The organism is Flavivirga amylovorans (assembly GCF_030540875.1).
GTDB classification, from domain to species: Bacteria; Bacteroidota; Bacteroidia; order Flavobacteriales; family Flavobacteriaceae; genus Flavivirga; species Flavivirga amylovorans.
Map to the genome: position 1 here is coordinate 65,074 of NZ_JAUOEM010000006.1, position 19,601 is coordinate 84,674.

Consider the following 19,601-nt stretch of genomic DNA (forward strand, 5'->3'; position numbering starts at 1 on the left):
GGAATTCAAAATTACTCTTTGCCGTTTACAAAATCTTGTAAATATGAGAATCGTTCGGTTAATTTTCCATTTTTTGTTATCCTAGATCGCTCTAAAATACCATCTGCATCATTATTAAAAAACGCTGGAATAACATGTTGGAGAAATTGTTCTCCAAAGCCTTCACTGGCATCTTTTGGAAGTTCGCATGGCAAATTATCGACCGCCATCACTGTTATGGCATCTTTTGCATTAAAAGCAACTTCACTTTCAGATTGTGGATCATAACCATAAAATGGTTCTTCTATGGTAGATGCTCTTAATGTAGAAGCTACAGGACCATCTACATCACAACTAATGTCTGCCACTAAGTTTATATTAAAGTCTGGAGATTTAGCATCTTCTCTTGTGAATAAATAAGGGGCTCCTGTACCATAAAAATGTCCCGCTATAAAAAAATCCGTTTCTTTTGCATAAGGCATAAAGTTACTTTCATAACCTGTTGCGTCTTTATAAAACTCTTCCGTATTTCCAACTTTACCATCTTTACGTTTACTATATTCCATAACGTCTACTAAACAGTAAACTGGCTCAGTGAACTTAGATGTTAAATATAGAGCATCACTAACTTGCTTTATTTTCAAATGGTCAAGAATTTCTTTGGCTCCTCGTGCCACTTTTCCTGTACCTGATAATAATATTTTAATATTGGGTAGTTTTATTTTATCTAACGTAGCTTTAACTGCATCTAAATCTGTAAGACTTTCTACTTTTGGCAAATCAAATAATCCATCTCTCAGCCCTAATGCTCTAAAACCGTTATAAGTTCCTACCAACCCTGCATAATAACCAAATCCTATTAGGCGAAACCCATGACTACCTATTATAGTTTCGTGATCATACAATTCTATATTTTTCTCCAAAATGGCTTTTAATAGTTTTCTATTATAAGGTTGTTTCTTTATGGTGTGAGAAAAGAAAAAGTATTTTTTATTAGGTATTAAACTTTCAATCGGTACTTCTTTTACACCAATCATTACATCACAATCATCTACACTGCTTACAACTTCAATCCCTTGCTCTTTATATTGTTCATCAGAAAACACACGAATATCACTAGATTCTACTTTAAAAGTTGCTTCTGTAAATTCTTTTTGTGCTTCAACTAACTTTAACGGTGCAAATACCACACGCCTATCTGGTGGATTTTTGCGTTCTTTTATAATAGCAAACTGGATGCTCATTTGGTTATTGGTTTAGTTAGTTAACTGTTCCTTAAATACTAACAACTATTACTGCTAACAGTTAATTAAACAATGGAACAATTTTTGCACGAAAATAAGAGGATTTGTATGGTTATACAAACTTTTTGGTACCTTTGCTGTCCGCGTTAAGGATTGGGGCATTAGTTAAAGCTCTTTTTTGTTTTCTTAAAGAAAATCGACTGCCACAAGCCTGACCTACTTTTGTAGCCAAAAACAAAAGTGATTAACGTCTATTTTTTGATATAATTTTCTTTTATCTCGGCTATCTCCGATTTAGCAGAAGAATATATAAAAACGATAAATTAATTAAGGGGTCGACTGGTTTTGACAGCGAGATTAATTGAACAGTAAGCACGTCGTGTAATGACATTGAAACACGTTAAAGGCTAGATCAAATTTTAAACGGCGAGAATAACTACGCTTTAGCTGCATAATCCGAATTATAGTAGGATTAGCCTAGGTACACAAGGTGTACAAGCTTTATGTCTCCGGAAAGCCTTTGTTAACGGCGTTCCATTTTGAGGCATCGTAAATGTTAACATAGATTGGGTAGTGCTTTGATGCCCTTTTGAAACTAAAAAAGATAAGTTATAAGTGGGTTGTCTTTAACCAGCTTATAATCGAAAAATCAAGAAAAGAATAAACGTGTAGAAAGCTCTTTGGTTACTTGTTTGGACGAGAGTTCGATTCTCTCCGACTCCACTAAAAAACCCAGTAAATCTCGATTTACTGGGTTTGTTTTTTTTAGTTGATAAATTCTTCTATTATTCGTTTAGTATAATTTATTTATATTCAAGCTATATGGAATTATAAAGATTAGAAATATCTAAGGGGTCTTCCATATCTTTTTGTAATTGCATTAAATCTTTAAATAAGGACTTTACTTTGTCTTTATTAGCAGGGTTATCTGCTATATTATTCATTTCTTCTGGGTCTTTATTTAAATCAAATAAAAGGATTTTATCAATTTTCGGGTACACTAATAATTTAAAACCATCTTTTCTAATCATGCGTTGCACATTTAAATAAGCACCATATATTGCCTCATAATTACTTTTATCGGTGTTGCCTTTCGCAATATCTAAAAAGCTTGTAAACTCAACATAATTTGGTTTTTCTACGCCAGCAATTTCTAAGGAAGTAGCCATAATATCTTGCAAATAAACATCTGAATTCACTCTTTTATCTTTTGGTATATCTGGCCCAACAATAACAAGCGGAGGACGGATACTATGATCAAATAAACTCTGCTTCCCTAATAATCCATGCCTTCCCATAGCTAACCCATGATCTGATGTTAAAAAGATATAAGTATTATCCATTTTCCCAGACTTTTTCAAAGCATCAATAATCAAACCTATTTGGGCATCTAAATGTGAGATACTTGCATAGTATTCTTGTTTATGCGTTTTTATTGCAAATGGCGTTCTTGGAAATGGAGCTAAAGCTTCGTCTCTTAAATGATCACCATTTCCTATATCATTTCTAAACGGGTATTCTGGTAAAAAACTTTTAGGGACTGAAATGTTTTTTAACGGATACATCTCTAAATATTCTTTTGGGGCTTGTCTAGGGTCATGAGGCGCATTAAATGCCAAGTACATAAAAAACGGATTTTCATCATCCTTGGCTTTATCTATAAATGCTATTGCGTCATCTTTTAAAACTTCACTCCAATGTTTTTGCCCTTCCCAAAATCCGCCTTTAGATCTATCTGTAGGCGACCAAGATGTATCATTTACACTTTTAGGGCGATTATAACCATTTGGCATTATAGTTTCAGATTTTGCATTCTTTACTTTAGATAAAGAATCGAATTTTGTAACCATTTTAGAATGTTTCCAGGCATCCCTTGGCATCCCAGGTCGAATATGAACTGCATTATCAAATAATTTACCTGCCGCAGCATCTACATGCCATTTACCAGTTATATATGTTTTATACCCTTTATCCCCTAATAATTTAGGCCAACTCTTTTTAAAGCTCCCTGTATCTTTAGCTACCCATTTTTGCCTGAATTCATTCGCTCTCCATACAAATCTTCCCGAAATTATCATGGCTCTAGATGCTGCACAAACAGCTCCACTCCATGACCCCATATTATAAGCATGCGTAAACGTTGTACCTTCATGAACTAACTTATCTAATGAAGGCGTTATAATTTCGTCATTTCCTAATGCCCCTACAGATGTGTAAGTTTGATCGTCTGTAAAAATAAAGACAATATTAGGCTTGGTGGCTTCATTTTTGTTATTCTTTTTAGCGTTACATGAGCAAAACAAAAGCACTAAAAGTAGTGTGTAAAATCTAATCATCTTTTTTTATCATCTTTTAAATAAATAATATCAAATATTGAAAAATTAAGTAATATTTGCTAATACAAATTTACAAGAAAAAAGCAAACACTGTAAATAATAAAACGATTGAATAAATCAATTTAAAGAGTCTTATTATTGTTGTTTTAGACTGTATAAATACCACTTGTAGTAAATATAATTTATACCCCAACTTTATTAAAAATAACAGGTACTATTTTACAAAAAAACATTTGGCTAAATTCTTAGATGCAAATAGGGATAATTTTGATAAAGTTGATATAACAAATATGTAAAGAACACTTTTTTTCAAAATTAGAATATTAATCATAATATATATTAACGAAATTTGAATCTTATAATGATTAAAACCTTAAAAAAAATAAAAAATGGGTGAAATAGTCCTAATTATATGTAAAAATGGTTCACCATTGCAGAATAGATCAATTCAATTAATCTATTAAGTAGTTATTGTATTATTTTAGTATACTTATAAATCTGAAGTGATTTAAACTTTTTGTGTTTAAGCGAAAATTAGTCATTTTTTGAATCATTTGAAGGCTTTTTTAAGTTGCATAGCAGAGCTACGGAAGGCAAAAAAGACAAAAATGAACTAAAAAGGGCAATTTTTTAGTAAGTGGAAAAAGTTTAAATGACTTCTCTATTAATTAATTTTAAATAAACACATATAATGAACAACAATTATGAAGTAAGATATGCTTCTAGTCCAGAAGCAGTAAAACAATATGATACTGAAGCGTTGCGTAATGAATTTTTGGTAGAAAATGTTATGACCAAAGATACTTTAAAATGGGTTTATTCTCATTATGACAGATATATGGTTAGTGGTGTGGTACCTGTTACTAAATCTATTGAACTTGAGTCTATAGATCCTTTAAAATCTGAAAATTTTTTAGATAGAAGAGAACTTGGTATTATAAATATTGGAGATACGGGTACGGTAACTGTAGATGGCAATAGTTATACTCTTGAACATAAAGAAGCATTATATCTTGGGCAAGGAAATAAAAAAGTAGTATTCTCAAGCAAATCTGCAAATAACCCAGCGCAGTTTTATTTAAATTCTACACCAGCCCATAAGGCCTTTCCTAATAAGAAAATTGGAATAAATGATGTTGAAGTTGTTGAATTAGGAGCTCCTGAAACAGCAAATGCTCGTACTTTAAGAAAATATATTGTGAATAGTGTAGTTGATGTTTGCCAATTACAAATGGGCATGACTACTTTAAAAGAAGGAAGCGTCTGGAATACTATGCCAGCTCATGTTCATGACAGAAGAATGGAAGTATATTTCTACATTGAAGTACCAGAAGATCAAGCTGTTTGTCATTTTATGGGACAACCTAACGAAACAAGACATATATGGATGGCTAATAACCAAGCGGTAATTTCTCCACCATGGTCAATTCACTCAGGATCAGGAACTAGTAACTATACCTTTATTTGGGGAATGGCTGGTGAAAATTTAGATTATAGTGATATGGATACTTGCAAAATAAATGAATTAAGATAATCTCAAAACTTTTCATCATGATTATTAAAAAGCTATATATCTTCTGTTTTTCTATACTGACTTTTACTTCTTGTACTAAAGAAAAAGAACGTAAAACGCTTACAATAAAAAACACTTTAGATATTGAAAGGACACTTGAAACTGTTGAATTAACAAAAGAATTCTTGAAAGTTGACGCCTTAACTAATCTAAGTGTAAAAGATATAGATTCTGATGAAATATTGATTTCACAACTTGTAGACACAAATGATGACGGAGTATCTGATGTCCTTTTGTTTCAACCTAAAATCCCTGCTAAGTCTGAAAAAAAATATGAAATAGTAATGCACCCAAATGCATCGAAACCAGCTGCAAAAAACTACTGTTTTTCTCGTTTTGTTCCGGAACGAACTGATGATTATGCCTGGGAAAATGACAAAGTTGCATTTCGAGTTTTTGGCCCGACTGCTCAAAAAATGGTTGAACAAGGTACACCAGGAGGTACATTATCCAGTGGTGTGGATGCATGGCTTAAAAGAGTTGATTATCCAATTATAAATAAATGGTATAAGCAAAATGCAAATGGGCAATCTTATCATAAAGATCATGGTGAAGGACTCGATAATTTTCATGTTGGAATAAGTAGAGGTGTTGGAAGTATTGTTATAAAACAGAAAGATTCATTTTATGCTTCTAAAAACTATACAAAATGGAAAACAATCACAACCGGCCCTATTAGGACTAGTTTTTATCTAGAATATGAAGATTGGGATGCTAATGGAAACGCAATAAAAGAATCTCGAATTATTAGTTTGGATTATGGGAGTAATCTATCAAAATTCGAAATATCCTTAAATGGGGCAAATACAGTTTCCGCTGGCTTAACTTTACATGAAAAAGATGGAGAAATTGTAAGTAATGATGAAAACAACTGGGTGAGTTATTGGCAACCTCATGGTGACTCTGAACTTGGAACTGCTATCGTTTCGACAAAAGAGTATTTTATAAATTCTGAAGAGTATATTACCGATAAAGTAGATTTAAGTCATGCTTTTGCTAACCTAAATGTTTTGAGCAATAATGTTACATACTATACCGGGTTTGGTTGGAAAAAAAGTGGTCAATTTAAAAACAAAGAGGCCTGGGAAAATTATTTGAATCAATTTTCATTAAAAATCAATAATCCTTTAACCGTCAAATTAGATTAATAAAAGTTAATCATCAAAATCTTTCTAATTGACTGATAGTTATCAAATAGTAAAGTACCAGATACTGGTGGGTTGGGATAACCGGAAAACTATTGAAACATCTATAAATAAAAAGATAAAAGTATTAAGTTAGTTTTTGATAGAGATAGCGACTATTTAATGAACCTTGATTGGATTAAATTTGAATAATAAAATAATATAATTCTACTCTAACAGCTAAAAAGGGCAATACTTTGTATTAAGTATTACCCTTTTTTCTTTTTTAATAAAATCAATTTCTAATCATTCCAATGTTTGTCTATGATCTCTTTTAAATGCGGATAATCATGATCTTCTTCATTTAATTCTTGCCTTTTTTCCTGTAATTCGGTTTTCATCTTCTCTATAATTTCCTTGTAATCGGGGTTATTATATTGATTTACTAATTCTCCAGGATCATTCTTTAAATCATAAAATTCCCATGCAGCTGGTGTAATCCCGACTTTATTAGAATTTGCTTCATCATTCCAGTACATAGAAAGTGTACCTTCTTTTTCTAAATTATGATACCTACCGTAAAAGAATATTAATTTATGATCTTTGCTTCTTAACCCAAAATGAGCAGGAATATCGTGATGAACCATTTGCATCCAATAACGATAATAGGTGCTTGTTCTCCAATCTTCTGGGGTATTTCCCTTTAAAATTTCTGTCATGCTTTCTCCTTGCATATAATCAGGTTTTTTACCACCAGCCAATTCTATTAAAGTTGGAGCAAAATCTGTATTATTTACAATTAAATCTGTTTTTGATCCCTTCTTTATCATTTCAGGATAACGAACAATAAAAGGCATGCGAATTGATTCTTCATACATCCATCTCTTATCTTCAAAATCATGTTCCCCTAACATCATTCCCTGATCTGATGTATAAACAATAATGGTGTTTTCCCACAATCCGTTCTTTTTTAAGTAATCAAAAAAACGACCTAAGTTATCATCGACACCCTTTACACATCTTAAATATCGTTTTAAATACTCTTGGTATGCAGCACTGGTAGCTTCTTTTTCTGTAGGTCTATCACTTGTTTTATAAACATCTACATAATTGCGATTAAGATGTCTTTTAGAAATAGAAGATCCTATAATGTTTATTAAGCTATCATTTTTACCACGAGTTGCCTCAGATCCCCAAAACGGTTGGTTATATAAACTTTCTGGTTCTGGAATAAATTCGTTCTCTAAATAATCAGCATATTTTGGATTGAACTTAAACATATCATGTGGCGCTTTAAAATGATACATTAAGAAAAAGGGATTTTCTGTTCCTTTCTTATTTTCAAACCAATCCAGAACCTGATCTGTAATAACATCTGAACTGTGTCCTTTATATTGAACGGTATTGTTTGGCCATTCTCCCTCTCCTTGTACTCTAAAAATCGGGTCAAAATATGTTCCTTGACCGGGTAAAACATTATAATAATCGAACGCAGTTGGTTCAATATGTAAATGCCATTTACCAATCATTGCCGTTTCATAACCTAATTTCTTCATTTCTTGTGGAAGGTACTGCTTCTTGGCATCCAATTCATTCCACAAATCCAAGACTCCATTAGTTTGACTATACTGCCCTGTCATTATAGATGCTCTACTTGGTGTACAGATAGAATTCGTCACAAAACAGTTGTCAAAAATCATGCCTTCACCACCTAGCTTATCTAAATTTGGCGTTGGGTTTAAATTTGCTAAACGACCTCCATACATGCCTGTTGCACCGGCAGCATGATCATCTGTCATAATGTAAATTATATTTGGCTTCTCCTTAGCAGGCTTTTTTTCTAATTTCTTACAGGAAATAAATGGTAATACACAAAATAATGATACCAAGATCTTTATTGAAAATTTAAATTTTATCATGTCTTTTTGGAGTTTTAAATTATTTAAACAGTTTACATAAAATAAATATCAGATTAAGCAAAGCTAAGAATACGATCAAATACCTATCACTTCTATATGATCAATATCTATAACTATTTATTCTCACCTATGCCTAAACTGACATAAAAACCTTTTTCAATAACTTATTAAACAGTTTAGCTCTCGAATTCTTTTTTATTAGCTAATAAAAATATGGTCACAAACTAAAACCAATTCATCTTATTAGTTGAATCTTTTAACGCTCTCATTAACATGTCCTAATTCAGGACGTTTAAATTTTTTCTTTTCACGAATAGTATCCTCCTATATATACAGGTTTAATAAAACGTAACCTATCATAACCTTTAGAAAAAGTTTCAAGACTAATTTCTATTGCTGTCATACCAATACCTACAGCAAACGTTAATGTTCAATGGACAATCCGCTGTTTAAAGGGTAACGTAAACCTTTCGCATCTATGCGATGCGAAAATAGTCGTCCGTATGGCTCGCATGAACAACAAAATCTGTTTCTGTAATCGTTCTCCCTGAAGTTTCTCTTTTACTACCTAACTCGTAGTCCTAATAAAACCTTGATATAATATGCATGTTTAATACTTTTGTGATGATATAATTATCTGCCCATCCATCCACCATCAACAAGTACAACTGCACCGTTCATATAGGCAGCAGCTTCCGATGCTAAAAATACTGTTGGTCCGGCAAAATCTGTTGCTTCCCCCCATCTTCCTGCTGGAATACGAGATAAAATAGATTCAGCCCTTACTGGATCATTTCTTAAAGCTTCTGTGTTATCTGTCGAAATGTAACCAGGAGCAATAGCGTTTACATTAACACCTTTACCTGCCCATTCGTTAGAAAAAGCCATTGTTAATTGCCCAATAGCACCTTTACTAGCAGCATAACCCGGTACAGTTATTCCTCCTTGAAATGTTAGTAACGAAGCAGTAAATATTACTTTTCCGGAACCTCTTGCTATCATTTCTTTACCAAATTCTCTGGTTAAAATAAACTGAGCGTTTTGATTAACCTCAATTACTTTATCCCATAATTCATCTGAATGTTCTGCAGCTGGAGCTCTTAAAATGGTTCCTGCATTGTTTACCAAAATGTCAATAACGGGGTTATCATTTTTAGCTTTTGCTATAAAAGCATATAAAGACTCTCTATCTGAAAAATCGGCTTGATAAGCTTTAAAGGTTCTACCTGTACCTTGTACTGCTTTTTCAACATCGCTACCTTCTAATTCCAATGAAGCTGACACTCCAATAATATTAGCTCCTGCTTCTGCTAAACCTACAGCCATAGCTTTACCAATACCTCTTTTACAACCTGTTACTAAAGCTGTTTTTCCCTCTAGACTAAACTTGTTCAAAATACTCATTCTATTATTTTTTATAATTATTTACTGATTTTTGATTTATAAACTAAAACCATTTTAGGATTTACTTATGGCGAAGTTAAATAAAGTCCTTTAGAATTTTGTCGCATATAGTGTTTTTTACACCCTCAAATAGTTCTAATGACTCTATTTTTAGATCTGAAGCTAATTCATTTTTCCGCAAACGATTTTAAACAGAGATCAACAATTATTCAGCATCAAAAAAACAAATGACAGTCTTTATTTTAATTCGAATGTTTCTGTTCAAAAAGAACCTTATAAAGGAGACGTTATTCCCATTTATAATAATGGGACTATGAATTATTATGTCACAAATGATATTAGTTTTTTCGAATTAGAATCTACTTCTGCAATGAAAGAGCTGCTACCTAATGAAACAATCGAGCATTTTCATAGCGTATATCATTTCTCTGGTACACATAGTGAATTAAACAGTATTATAAGGCACTTTTAAACCTCAACCTCAACCAGTTAAAGTGATTTAATTACATTACAATCAAAATTCTTCATAAACATTGACACCATATTCTATATTGAAATGGTATCAATCTATTTTTGAGTTAAAACATTATTTTAAAATTGATTAGATTTGTTTGGGATCTATGTTCGGCTTATCTACTGTTAACGATTACTTATGTTAATGAATTTTAAAAATATCTTTCTCTTAATTTCTATATGCTTCTTTAGTGAGCTATATGCCCAATACACACCATTTTTTCAAAACTATTCACTAACTGAATTCAATGCAGGCAATCAAAATTGGGGAGTTTCTGTTGCAGAAAACGGGAAATTATATGTTGCAAACGATAAAGGACTCGTAGAGTTTGACGGTTTAAAATGGCGTTTTTTTCAGCTTCCGAATAAAACCATCATACGTTCTGTATTAGCACACAAAGACATTATTTATACAGGGTCTTACGAAGAGTTTGGTTATTGGAAAAAGAATCAAAAGGGAGAATTAATATATACCTCATTGAGTAACGTTCAGGAACAGAAGGAATCTCTAAGTGAAGAATTCTGGCAAATATTGCACCATAACGGAGACATTTTTTTTAGATCCTTTTTGAATCTATACATATACCGAGATAATAAAATCATTAAAATAGAACCTCAATCCACTATAATTTCGTGCAACATAGTCGATGATAATATATACGTATCAACATTAAAAGATGGCATTTTTATATTACAAGATGAAACTTTAGTCCCCTTAATAAATGGTGAGTTAAATAATGTTAAGGTTATTTCAATAACAAAATTCAAAAATAAATTACTTATTACCACCTCTTTAAAAGGTTGCTATTTATATGATGGTAAGGTATTAGAGCCATGGCAACCAGAAATTAATGAAATTATTAAAGAGCAGCAACTTAATAGCTTCTTAGAGTTGGATAATACAAATATGGTTTTTGGTACTATAAAGAATGGAGTATACGTAACTGATAATTCAGGTAAAATACTATTTCATATTAATAAAGAAAATGGCTTATTAAATAATACTGTTTTAAGTCAAGGCTTAGGCAAGAACAATAAATTATGGATTGGTTTAGATAACGGTATTGCATTAATAAATTTAAATTATAGTCATACCTTTTATAATGATAACTCTGGTGAATTAGGAGCTGTCTATGACATCATTAATTATAAAAATACACTATATATAGGTAGTAATACAGGGTTATTTTATTTAGACAATAAAGATAATACCTTAAAATTTATTGAAGGATCTCAAGGTCAGGTATGGGAATTAAAAGAAATAAATGGTGATTTATTTTGTGGACACAATAGTGGTACTTTTTTAGTTCAAAACAAGACGTTAGAAAAAATTTCAAGCTCTACAGGTGGCTGGATCATTAAAAAGGTTCCCGAGTCAAAAAACATGTTTATTCAAGGCACCTATGCAGGTTTAGTTAGATATGATTACCAAAATGGAAATTGGACAGCTAAGCATTTAGGCGGAACCACTATTCCTATTAAATACCTAGTATTCGAAGATCAATACACAGCATGGGTTGCCCATGCTTACAAAGGAGTTCTTAGAGTAAAATTTGATAAAAATTACGATACCATTCAAATTAAAGATTATAAAAACAAAGGCCTTCATTCAGACTTTAACGTAAGAGTACATAACATAAAAAATACCATTTGTTTTAAAACTAATGAAGGATGGCAAAAATATGAGGCTTTAATAGATAGTATAGTCCCTAACGACTTATTAAATGAAACTTTTGGAATTGACACCAATATAATTTCAGAGCCTAATACAGACTTATTAGTTACTAAGAATAAAAAAGACAAAATAAGTTTTGTTTCTTTGATTGATGGTAAAATTGACTTAGAACTACCCAATGAACTTTTTCAAAAAAGCCTTGTTGTAGATGGAGAAAGTGTTTCTCATATAAAAGACTCTATTTATGCCTTAAACCTCTATGATGGTTTTATGCTAATAAATAAAGCTAATCACACAAAAAACAATACACTTCAAACTCCCTTTATAGAACATATAGAAATTGATAAAGATTTAGTTTTTATAAATGATTCTGATGTTTATGAAGCGCCTTTTAATAAAAACATAAGCATAACAATATCCTCCCCGAATTCAAACAATCATTTTTTCGAATATGCTATATCATCTAATTCAGATACCTTGAATTGGTATAAAATGGATAATGAAAAATTAGAATTGTCCAGTTTAAGTAGTGATGATTATAAAATACATTTTCGAACAACCAATATATCTGGAGAATTATCACCTGTAAAAACAATCCAATTACAAATATCTCCGCCGTGGTATAAAAGACGCCTTTTTTATCTAATAACAGCTTTACTTATTAGTCTAGTAGCATATTGGCTACACAAACGAAAAATTAACAAAGAACAAGAAGCATTACATAAAAAGCTAATAAAAGAACAAGAAGAATTACTAAAAGAAAAAGCGATTGAAAACGATAAGAAAATAGTACAACTAAAAAATGACTCATTAAAAAACGAAGTCAAATTAAAAAGCAAACAACTTGCAAATACTGCCATGGCATTGGTTAAAAAGAACGAATCAATGCTCGAGATTAAAAGTGAACTTATAAAAAATAAAAATGGTTTCGAAAATGCCTTAATGTACAAACGCTTATTAAGAAAAATTGATAATTCTATTGGACATGAAGATGAATGGCAATTATTTGAATATAATTTTAATCAGGTACATGAAGAATTTTTCAATCAGTTAAAAAACAAACATCCACAACTTACTCATAAAGATTTAAAGATATGTGCCTACATCAAAATGAATTTGTTGACTAAGGAAATTGCGCCATTAATGAATGTATCAATAAGAGGGTTAGAAACACATAGATATAGATTAAAACGCAAGTTAAATTTAGAAAATGACAAATCTCTAGTCGATTATTTACGTAATTTTAAATAAAACACCTTAGAGATAATACATTTTCACAAAAATTACTACGTCAAAACTACGTCAAAACCCTCTTAAAAGCTCTTAAATCTATTAAGCACTCCCCTCATAACATACGTCAATAAGTGTTTTTAGCTTATAATTATTTATGACGTATTTTATGTGTAATTCATTTTTTGATGTACTTTCTAATAGTTTCTAATTTAGTGGAAACTAACATTCTAAATAAAATTATATGAAAACAAGATTTACTTTATTGTTAATTCTTCTGTTTACAGTTAACGCTTTTTCACAAGACATATTAGTAAGCGGTACAGTAGTTAGTGCCGAGGATAATATGTCCGTACCTGGTGTTAATGTAATAGTAAAAGGAACAACAAGGGGTGTAAGTACAGATTTTGATGGGAATTATTCTATTAATGTAAAAAGTGGAGAAACTTTAGAGTTCAGCTTTATTGGCTTTAAACCACAGTCTGTAACTATTAAAAACCAAGCGACCGTAAATATATCATTAGAACCTGATGTCGCTTCACTTGATGAAATTGTCGTTATAGGTTATGGGGCACAGAAGAAAGCCGATTTAACTGGATCTATTACAACTATTAAATCCGAAGATATTACTAGGACACCTTCTGCTGCTCCAATGCAATCATTACAAGGAAAAGTGGCAGGTCTTCAAGTGGTAAGTAGTGGCGCTCCAGGAACATCACCTACAGTTCGAGTTCGTGGTCTTGGATCCTATACTGGAGATGGAGCCTCTGATCCACTTTACGTTGTAGACGGGGCATTTTTCGACGATATCGACTTTTTGAACAATGAAGATATCAAAACTATTTCTGTACTTAAAGATGCGTCGGCGTCGGCTATATATGGAGTAAGGGCTGCTAATGGTGTTATACTTATTGAGACGCACTCTGGTAAACCTAATCAGAAACCCCAAATTAGTTACAGCGGTTATCAAGGGGTTCAAGTTGCTCATAATGTTGTAAAGCTATCAAATTCTGAACAGTTTGCTACATTGGCTAGAGAATCTGGCTCTGCTGCAGAAGCAAGTTTTATAGAAAATGCGATGCAGCGTTATGGGCGAAGTAGAATAAACCCCAATATCCCTGCTGTAAATACAGATTGGTATGATTTAATTTTACGTCATGCCCTCATACAGAACCACAATTTAGGAGTTACAGGAGGAACAGAAGATATTACCTATTCGATTGGCTTAAGTCAATTTGAACAAGAAGGTATTCTTAGAACAAAAAACGACTATGAACGCTTTAATATCAGAACCAAATTAAATGTTAATGTAAGTGATCGATTAAAAGTAGGCGCTTCAACACTATTGAGCAATGCTACTAGATATCGTCCAGAAGAAACGGCATTTGCCTTAGCCTATTTTGCGGTGCCCACCATGCCTGTTCTTGATCCATCTAAAACCGATGCGTTCCCCAGACCTTATGCAAATGCAAATGATTTGGGGTATAGAGGTACTCAAAACCCCTTTCCTGTGATTGAAAATACCGAAAACAGAAATAAAATACGAAATACATTAATGACTTTTGATTTACAATATGAAGTAATTCCTGATAAACTGGATTTTAAGACAGCTTATTTTCACAATCTTGAAACACTTGAAGTTAGAGAAGTAAGGCTTCCGTTTTCATTCGGTATTGGAAACGCTGACCGGAATACTGCAGAGTTAATTAAAAGAAAAGAAACGCTTTCTGAGCAAACCTGGGACAATACCTTAACCTATACAGATGATTTTGGAAAACACAACTTAACTGTTTTAGCAGGGACGTCGTTTAGAGATCGATCTTTTGAACAACTAGAGATAAAAGGGATAAATTTCCCAAACGGTCCAGGAATAGGTGACGAATCATACTTTTTAGATTTGTCGAAGGATATCGACTTAACTGAAAGAGCAAATCGCGACAGATTCACAGGTGATGATGGGGCTAGACAGTATTTCTTCTCATATTTTGGGCGTATTGCCTATAATTTTGATGATAAGTATTTATTATATGGTACATTTCGTGCAGATGGGACGAATAAATACCAAGAAAAATGGGGGTATTTCCCTACTATTGGTGCAGGTTGGGTAGTTTCTAGTGAACCTTTTATGAAGGATAACGGTGTCTTCGATTTCTTAAAATTAAGAGCCACTTGGGGTGAATTGGGGAATGCCAATGTCGCCTCAAGTTCAGGAAGTATAACTTCTGAAGAGACTATCGCATCTTTTGGGGACACACGATTTCCAGGACTAATTACAAGTAGTGATTTTGAAATTTTAAAATGGGAAGTGACCGAGGAAACAAACTTTGGTTTTACAGCTAGACTATTTGATAATCAATTATCTATCGAGTCCGATTACTTTACCAGAGAAACAAGAGATGCCATAATTCCTGTATCTAGACTTTTAATACCCGGAGAAACCAGACAAAATGTAGGCGTGATTAGAAACTCTGGGATTGAGTTTGTTATAAATTGGAACAAACGAGTTTCAGAAGATTTCAGTTATAGTATTGGAGGAAACTTTTCTACCTTAAAAAATGAAATATTAGATTTAGCTGGGCAAGAAAATTTAACTTCTGGAGGAGATACAGCACAACGATCTGTAGTTGGAGGAGCTATAAATTCTTTCTTCGGACTTGAAGTTGCTGGTGTTTACCAAACTGAAGCTGAAATTCTGGCAGATCCTGCTGCTGTTACAGCTAGAGGAAATGGCTTAACGGTTGAACCCGGAGATTTTAGATTCGTTGATCATAATGGTGATATGGAAATTGATGCACAGGACCGAGTAGATTTAGGTTCTTTTTTACCATCTTATTCTTTTGGTTTTAACTTAGGACTTAATTATAAGGCTTTTGACTTTTCCTTAAATGTTATTGGACAAGGAGGCAATGTGATAGCAAATATTAAACGTTTCTCTATTAGACAATCACCAGACCCTAATATAGATAGAGATTTTGCCGTTAATCGTTGGCGTGGTGAAGGCACATCTAACACGTATCCATCAGCAAGAGGTATACGAAATCCTTGGAGCAATCAATTTCTTAATAGCTTTTTTGTTGAAGATGGTGATTTTGTTCGTTTACAGAATGTTACTTTAGGTTATACATTACCGAAGTCTAAGGGAAAATTCAATCCAGACATCAGATTCTATATAACTGCTGAGCGTCCTTTAACAATTTTTAAATACAATGGCTTTAACCCAGAGGTAGCAAATGGTAGAGATCAACAAACCTATCCCATCCCAGGGGTATATACGTTAGGTGTTAATATTAAAATTTAAAAACAATAGCTATGATATATATAAAAACAAAAAAATGGCCTGTACTTTTAGTATTGTTGAGTATTTTGCTTACAGGTTGTTCGAGTGAATTGAATCAACCAGAACTTAATAACAATTTTGCAGGCGGGGCTGATTTTTCGAAAACCGAAGACATGGTTTTCTCGCTCATTGGTGTTTACAGAGAGGTTTCCTATAGAAATTGGGAAAGACCATTAGTTGTTTCTACTAGAGGAGACGATGTAAATGCTGCTGGTGATCAACAAGGGCTTAAAAATCAAGATCGCTATGTATATGATAATTCTTTTTTCGGTTCACGAACCTTGTGGGAAGGCTATTATGGAACTATTATTACAGCACATACAGCCATGGAGCAAATTAGCAGGTACATGGAGTTAGCTGATGATGAAGGCGTTGCTTTAGGAGAACAATATATAGCCGAAGCAAAAGTACTTAGAGCGATACTTCTTTTACAGCTTTCACAGGTCTATGGTGCGGTATTTATTCCAGAATCATCAGACCTTAATGATTTTGCTAATGTTACATCTGTACCTACTAAAGATGAAGTCATGCAGCATATTTCCGATCAAATGGATGAAGCACTACCATTTCTATTGGATATGCGACCAAATGAACGTACAGATTTACCCGGAGGTGTTACTAAATACACCGCACTAATGATTAAGGCTTCAGCTAATCAAGAATTAAAAAATTATCAAGCGGTTGCAGATGCTACAGGACAAATTATAAGCTCGGGAAAATTTAGCTTATTCGGAGATTATTACGAACTCTTCAAAACTCCAGGAAAATTAAGTGATGAAAACCTTTTTGAAATGCAATTCTCAGATTTTGGAGAAGGAACAGGCGAAAATGTAAGTCATCTTTATGCGCCTTACGGCCCCCAAGGGTGGACACCTTTTGTTGCTGGTGCAAGTGGAGGATGGGGCTTCTTTGAACCAAGTATGAAATATATTAAGTTTATGTTAGACAGGGGAGATAATCAACGTTTGGAAACTTCAGTATTATTTACTGAACAAGGTATTGATAGTATTATAGCAACTACTAATTATACGGCAGTTACCTTACCGAATTTTGTCTCTTCGACAACCAGAGACGGAGATAGACTTAATAACAGTGCAAGGGCTATATTTTCGAGTGGAAAACATTATTTGCCAACGAATCAACTTATCGGAGAGCGTAGAGCTTATGGTAGCAATAAGAATTATATCGTTTATCGCTATGCCGAAACACTTTTAATGTATGCCGAAGCCTTAATTCAAGGAGCTTCTAATACTGCTATGACTGCAGATCAAGCAGTCAACATAGTTAGAGCTAGAGCTGGGCTTACGCCACTTAATGGAGTCACTCTAGATCAAGTAATAGATGAAAAATATGCTGAATTGGCTATGGAATGGGGTAAACGATTTTTTGATATGGTCAGATTAGGCAGAAATGATGAGTTGAGTTATGAAGGTAGAACCTTCACAGCTGATAAAGCTTTTGTAACCTATCATCAAGATCAAATAGACGAGTTTCCTATTCTAGGTGAAATATCTAATTAATACCAAAAAAACAATAGAAAATGAAAAAATGTACAAATAGTATTATTACTCTGTTATTGTTATTACTTGTATTTTCTTGTGATAATGGTATAGATTCAATTACACAAGTTGATCCAGGGGCTGACGCTTCGGCTCCAACAGTTTTAATTAACTTTCCTTTGGAAGGAACTACAATAAAAGTACTCGAAGTTGTAACTTCTATAAATATAGATTTTAAAGTAAATGATGACATTGAAATTGCTTCAGTCTCTGTAAAAATTGACGGAAACGAAATAGCAAATTTTAATGACTTTATAGATTATCGCATCTTCATAAAAGAGTTTACTTACGATAATATAACAACTGGTGATCACATTTTGACTATTACTGCAACAGATATTGACGGCAAAAGTACTTCTGAAACAGTTAATTTTGTTAAAGAACCTCCGTATACTCCTCTTTTTGATGGAGAATCATTATACATGCCTTTTGATGGTGATTTTGTTGACCTCATTAGTATTACTCATGCAAATGAAACTGGCGCTCCTGGCTTTGCAGGCGATGGCAAAATTGGTTTAAACTCACTTGTTCCTGGAACCGATAATTATCTTACGTTTCCAACAGGAAATTTATTAACCAATCAATTTAGTGCATCCTTTTGGTATAAAGTCAATCCAACTCCAGATCGTGCTGGCATTTTAGTAGTTGGTGATGATGAAACTGACAGAAGACAAGGCTTTAGACTCTTTAGAGAAGGAAATAGTACAGAACAAAGAATTAAATTAAATGTTGGAACTGGTACTGGTGAAAGCTGGAACGATGGCGATGTCATAGATGTTACTGCTGAAGAATGGGTACATGTTGCATTTACGATTTCTGATACAGAAAACACCATATACTTAAATGGACAAGCTGTGAGGACTTCCGTGATGTCTTCGCCTGTAGATTGGACAGGTTGCGAACAATTTACTATAGGGGCTGGAGGTGAAACTTTTAGCTATTGGAACCATGTATCAGACAATAGTTCTATAGATGATTTAAGATTCTTTAATAAAGCCTTAACAAGTACCGAGGTACAAGCCATAGCAGACTCAGCTTATGAACCTAAATTTGATGGAGAAACATTCTACATGCCTTTTAACGGAAGTTTAACTGAGCTTAATACAGGAGCAGAAGCCAATGTAGTTGGTACACCAACTTATGCAGGCATTAGTGTAGAAGGTAGCGATTCTTATATGGGAGCAACAGATTCTTATGCAACATTCCCTATAGCTGGTTTATTTGGTGCAGACACGTTTAGTGCGACCTTTTGGTACAAAGTAAATGCAACACCAGATAGAGCTGGGATTTTAGTAGTTGGCGATGATGAAACCGACAGAAAGCAAGGCTTTAGACTCTTTAGAGAAGGCAACGGTACAGAACAAAGAATAAAAGTAAATGTTGGCATAGGTACAGGAGAAAGCTGGAATGATGGCGGAGTAATTGATGTAACAGCAGATGCTTGGGTGCACATTGCATTAACAGTATCTCCCACAGAAAGCAAAATTTATTTAGATGGTGCTGAAACCTTAACATCAACTTTTACTTCTGGATCTAGTATTGATTGGACTGGATGTACCGACCTCGTTATTGGAGCAGGCGGACCAACATTCAGTTATTGGAATCACTTGTCGGATGCTAGTGCTATTGATGCATTAAGAATCTTTGACAAAGCACTTTCTCAATCTGAGATCCAAACCATTATGGCAGATTAATAATTAGTACAATT

11 protein-coding genes and 1 other RNA gene are annotated in these 19,601 nt (G+C 33.1%); 8 read left to right on the forward strand and 4 right to left on the reverse strand.

The window, feature by feature from the left end; genetic code table 11:
* Nucleotides 1-11 precede the first annotated feature (11 nt).
* Nucleotides 12-1,217, reverse strand: coding sequence for an NAD(P)-dependent oxidoreductase (locus Q4Q39_RS16345; protein WP_303283883.1), 1,206 nt, complete (start codon nt 1,215-1,217; stop codon nt 12-14).
* Nucleotides 1,218-1,554: 337 nt separating this feature from the next.
* Between Q4Q39_RS16345 and ssrA the strand changes: the two genes are divergently transcribed.
* Nucleotides 1,555-1,949: a transfer-messenger RNA gene (gene ssrA, locus Q4Q39_RS16350) on the forward strand.
* A gap of 92 nt (nt 1,950-2,041) precedes the next feature.
* Here ssrA and Q4Q39_RS16355 read toward each other — a convergent pair.
* Nucleotides 2,042-3,559, reverse strand: coding sequence for a sulfatase family protein (locus Q4Q39_RS16355; RefSeq protein ID WP_303283625.1), 1,518 nt, complete (start codon nt 3,557-3,559; stop codon nt 2,042-2,044).
* A gap of 691 nt (nt 3,560-4,250) precedes the next feature.
* Between Q4Q39_RS16355 and kduI the strand changes: the two genes are divergently transcribed.
* Both kduI and Q4Q39_RS16365 read left to right on the forward strand, forming a co-directional pair.
* Entirely contained in the window at nt 4,251-5,093 is an 843-nt protein-coding gene (gene kduI, locus Q4Q39_RS16360; RefSeq protein WP_303283626.1) for a 5-dehydro-4-deoxy-D-glucuronate isomerase, read from the forward strand.
* Between the two features lie 17 nt (nt 5,094-5,110).
* Entirely contained in the window at nt 5,111-6,280 is a 1,170-nt protein-coding gene (locus tag Q4Q39_RS16365) for a BT3233 family polysaccharide utilization protein (RefSeq protein WP_303283627.1), read from the forward strand.
* Between the two features lie 278 nt (nt 6,281-6,558).
* Here the strand turns inward: Q4Q39_RS16365 and Q4Q39_RS16370 are convergent, their stop codons facing one another.
* Both Q4Q39_RS16370 and Q4Q39_RS16375 read right to left on the reverse strand, forming a co-directional pair.
* Nucleotides 6,559-8,175, reverse strand: a complete 1,617-nt coding sequence (locus tag Q4Q39_RS16370; protein WP_303283628.1) for a sulfatase family protein — start codon at nt 8,173-8,175, stop codon at nt 6,559-6,561.
* 633 nt (nt 8,176-8,808) lie between these two features.
* Nucleotides 8,809-9,573 (reverse strand): SDR family NAD(P)-dependent oxidoreductase, encoded by a 765-nt coding sequence (locus Q4Q39_RS16375; protein ID WP_303283884.1) that lies wholly within the window; start codon nt 9,571-9,573, stop codon nt 8,809-8,811.
* Nucleotides 9,574-9,793: 220 nt separating this feature from the next.
* On the opposite strand from Q4Q39_RS16375, the gene Q4Q39_RS20640 reads away from it, so the two are divergent.
* The 5 genes from Q4Q39_RS20640 (at nt 9,794) to Q4Q39_RS16400 (ending at nt 19,587) form a co-directional block, all read left to right on the forward strand.
* Complete coding sequence (locus Q4Q39_RS20640; RefSeq protein WP_367892720.1) at nt 9,794-10,051, forward strand: DUF6786 family protein; 258 nt, start codon at nt 9,794-9,796, stop codon at nt 10,049-10,051.
* A gap of 186 nt (nt 10,052-10,237) precedes the next feature.
* The gene (locus Q4Q39_RS16385) at nt 10,238-13,018 is read left to right on the forward strand and encodes a helix-turn-helix and ligand-binding sensor domain-containing protein (RefSeq protein WP_303283630.1); all 2,781 of its coding nucleotides are present in this window, start codon (nt 10,238-10,240) and stop codon (nt 13,016-13,018) included.
* Nucleotides 13,019-13,241: 223 nt separating this feature from the next.
* On the forward strand, nt 13,242-16,295 hold the full coding sequence (locus Q4Q39_RS16390; RefSeq protein ID WP_303283632.1) for a SusC/RagA family TonB-linked outer membrane protein: 3,054 nt from the start codon (nt 13,242-13,244) through the stop codon (nt 16,293-16,295).
* An 11-nt stretch (nt 16,296-16,306) separates the two neighbouring features.
* Nucleotides 16,307-17,854 (forward strand): RagB/SusD family nutrient uptake outer membrane protein, encoded by a 1,548-nt coding sequence (locus Q4Q39_RS16395; RefSeq protein ID WP_303283633.1) that lies wholly within the window; start codon nt 16,307-16,309, stop codon nt 17,852-17,854.
* A gap of 20 nt (nt 17,855-17,874) precedes the next feature.
* On the forward strand, nt 17,875-19,587 hold the full coding sequence (locus Q4Q39_RS16400; RefSeq protein ID WP_303283634.1) for a LamG domain-containing protein: 1,713 nt from the start codon (nt 17,875-17,877) through the stop codon (nt 19,585-19,587).
* Nucleotides 19,588-19,601: the final 14 nt, after the last annotated feature.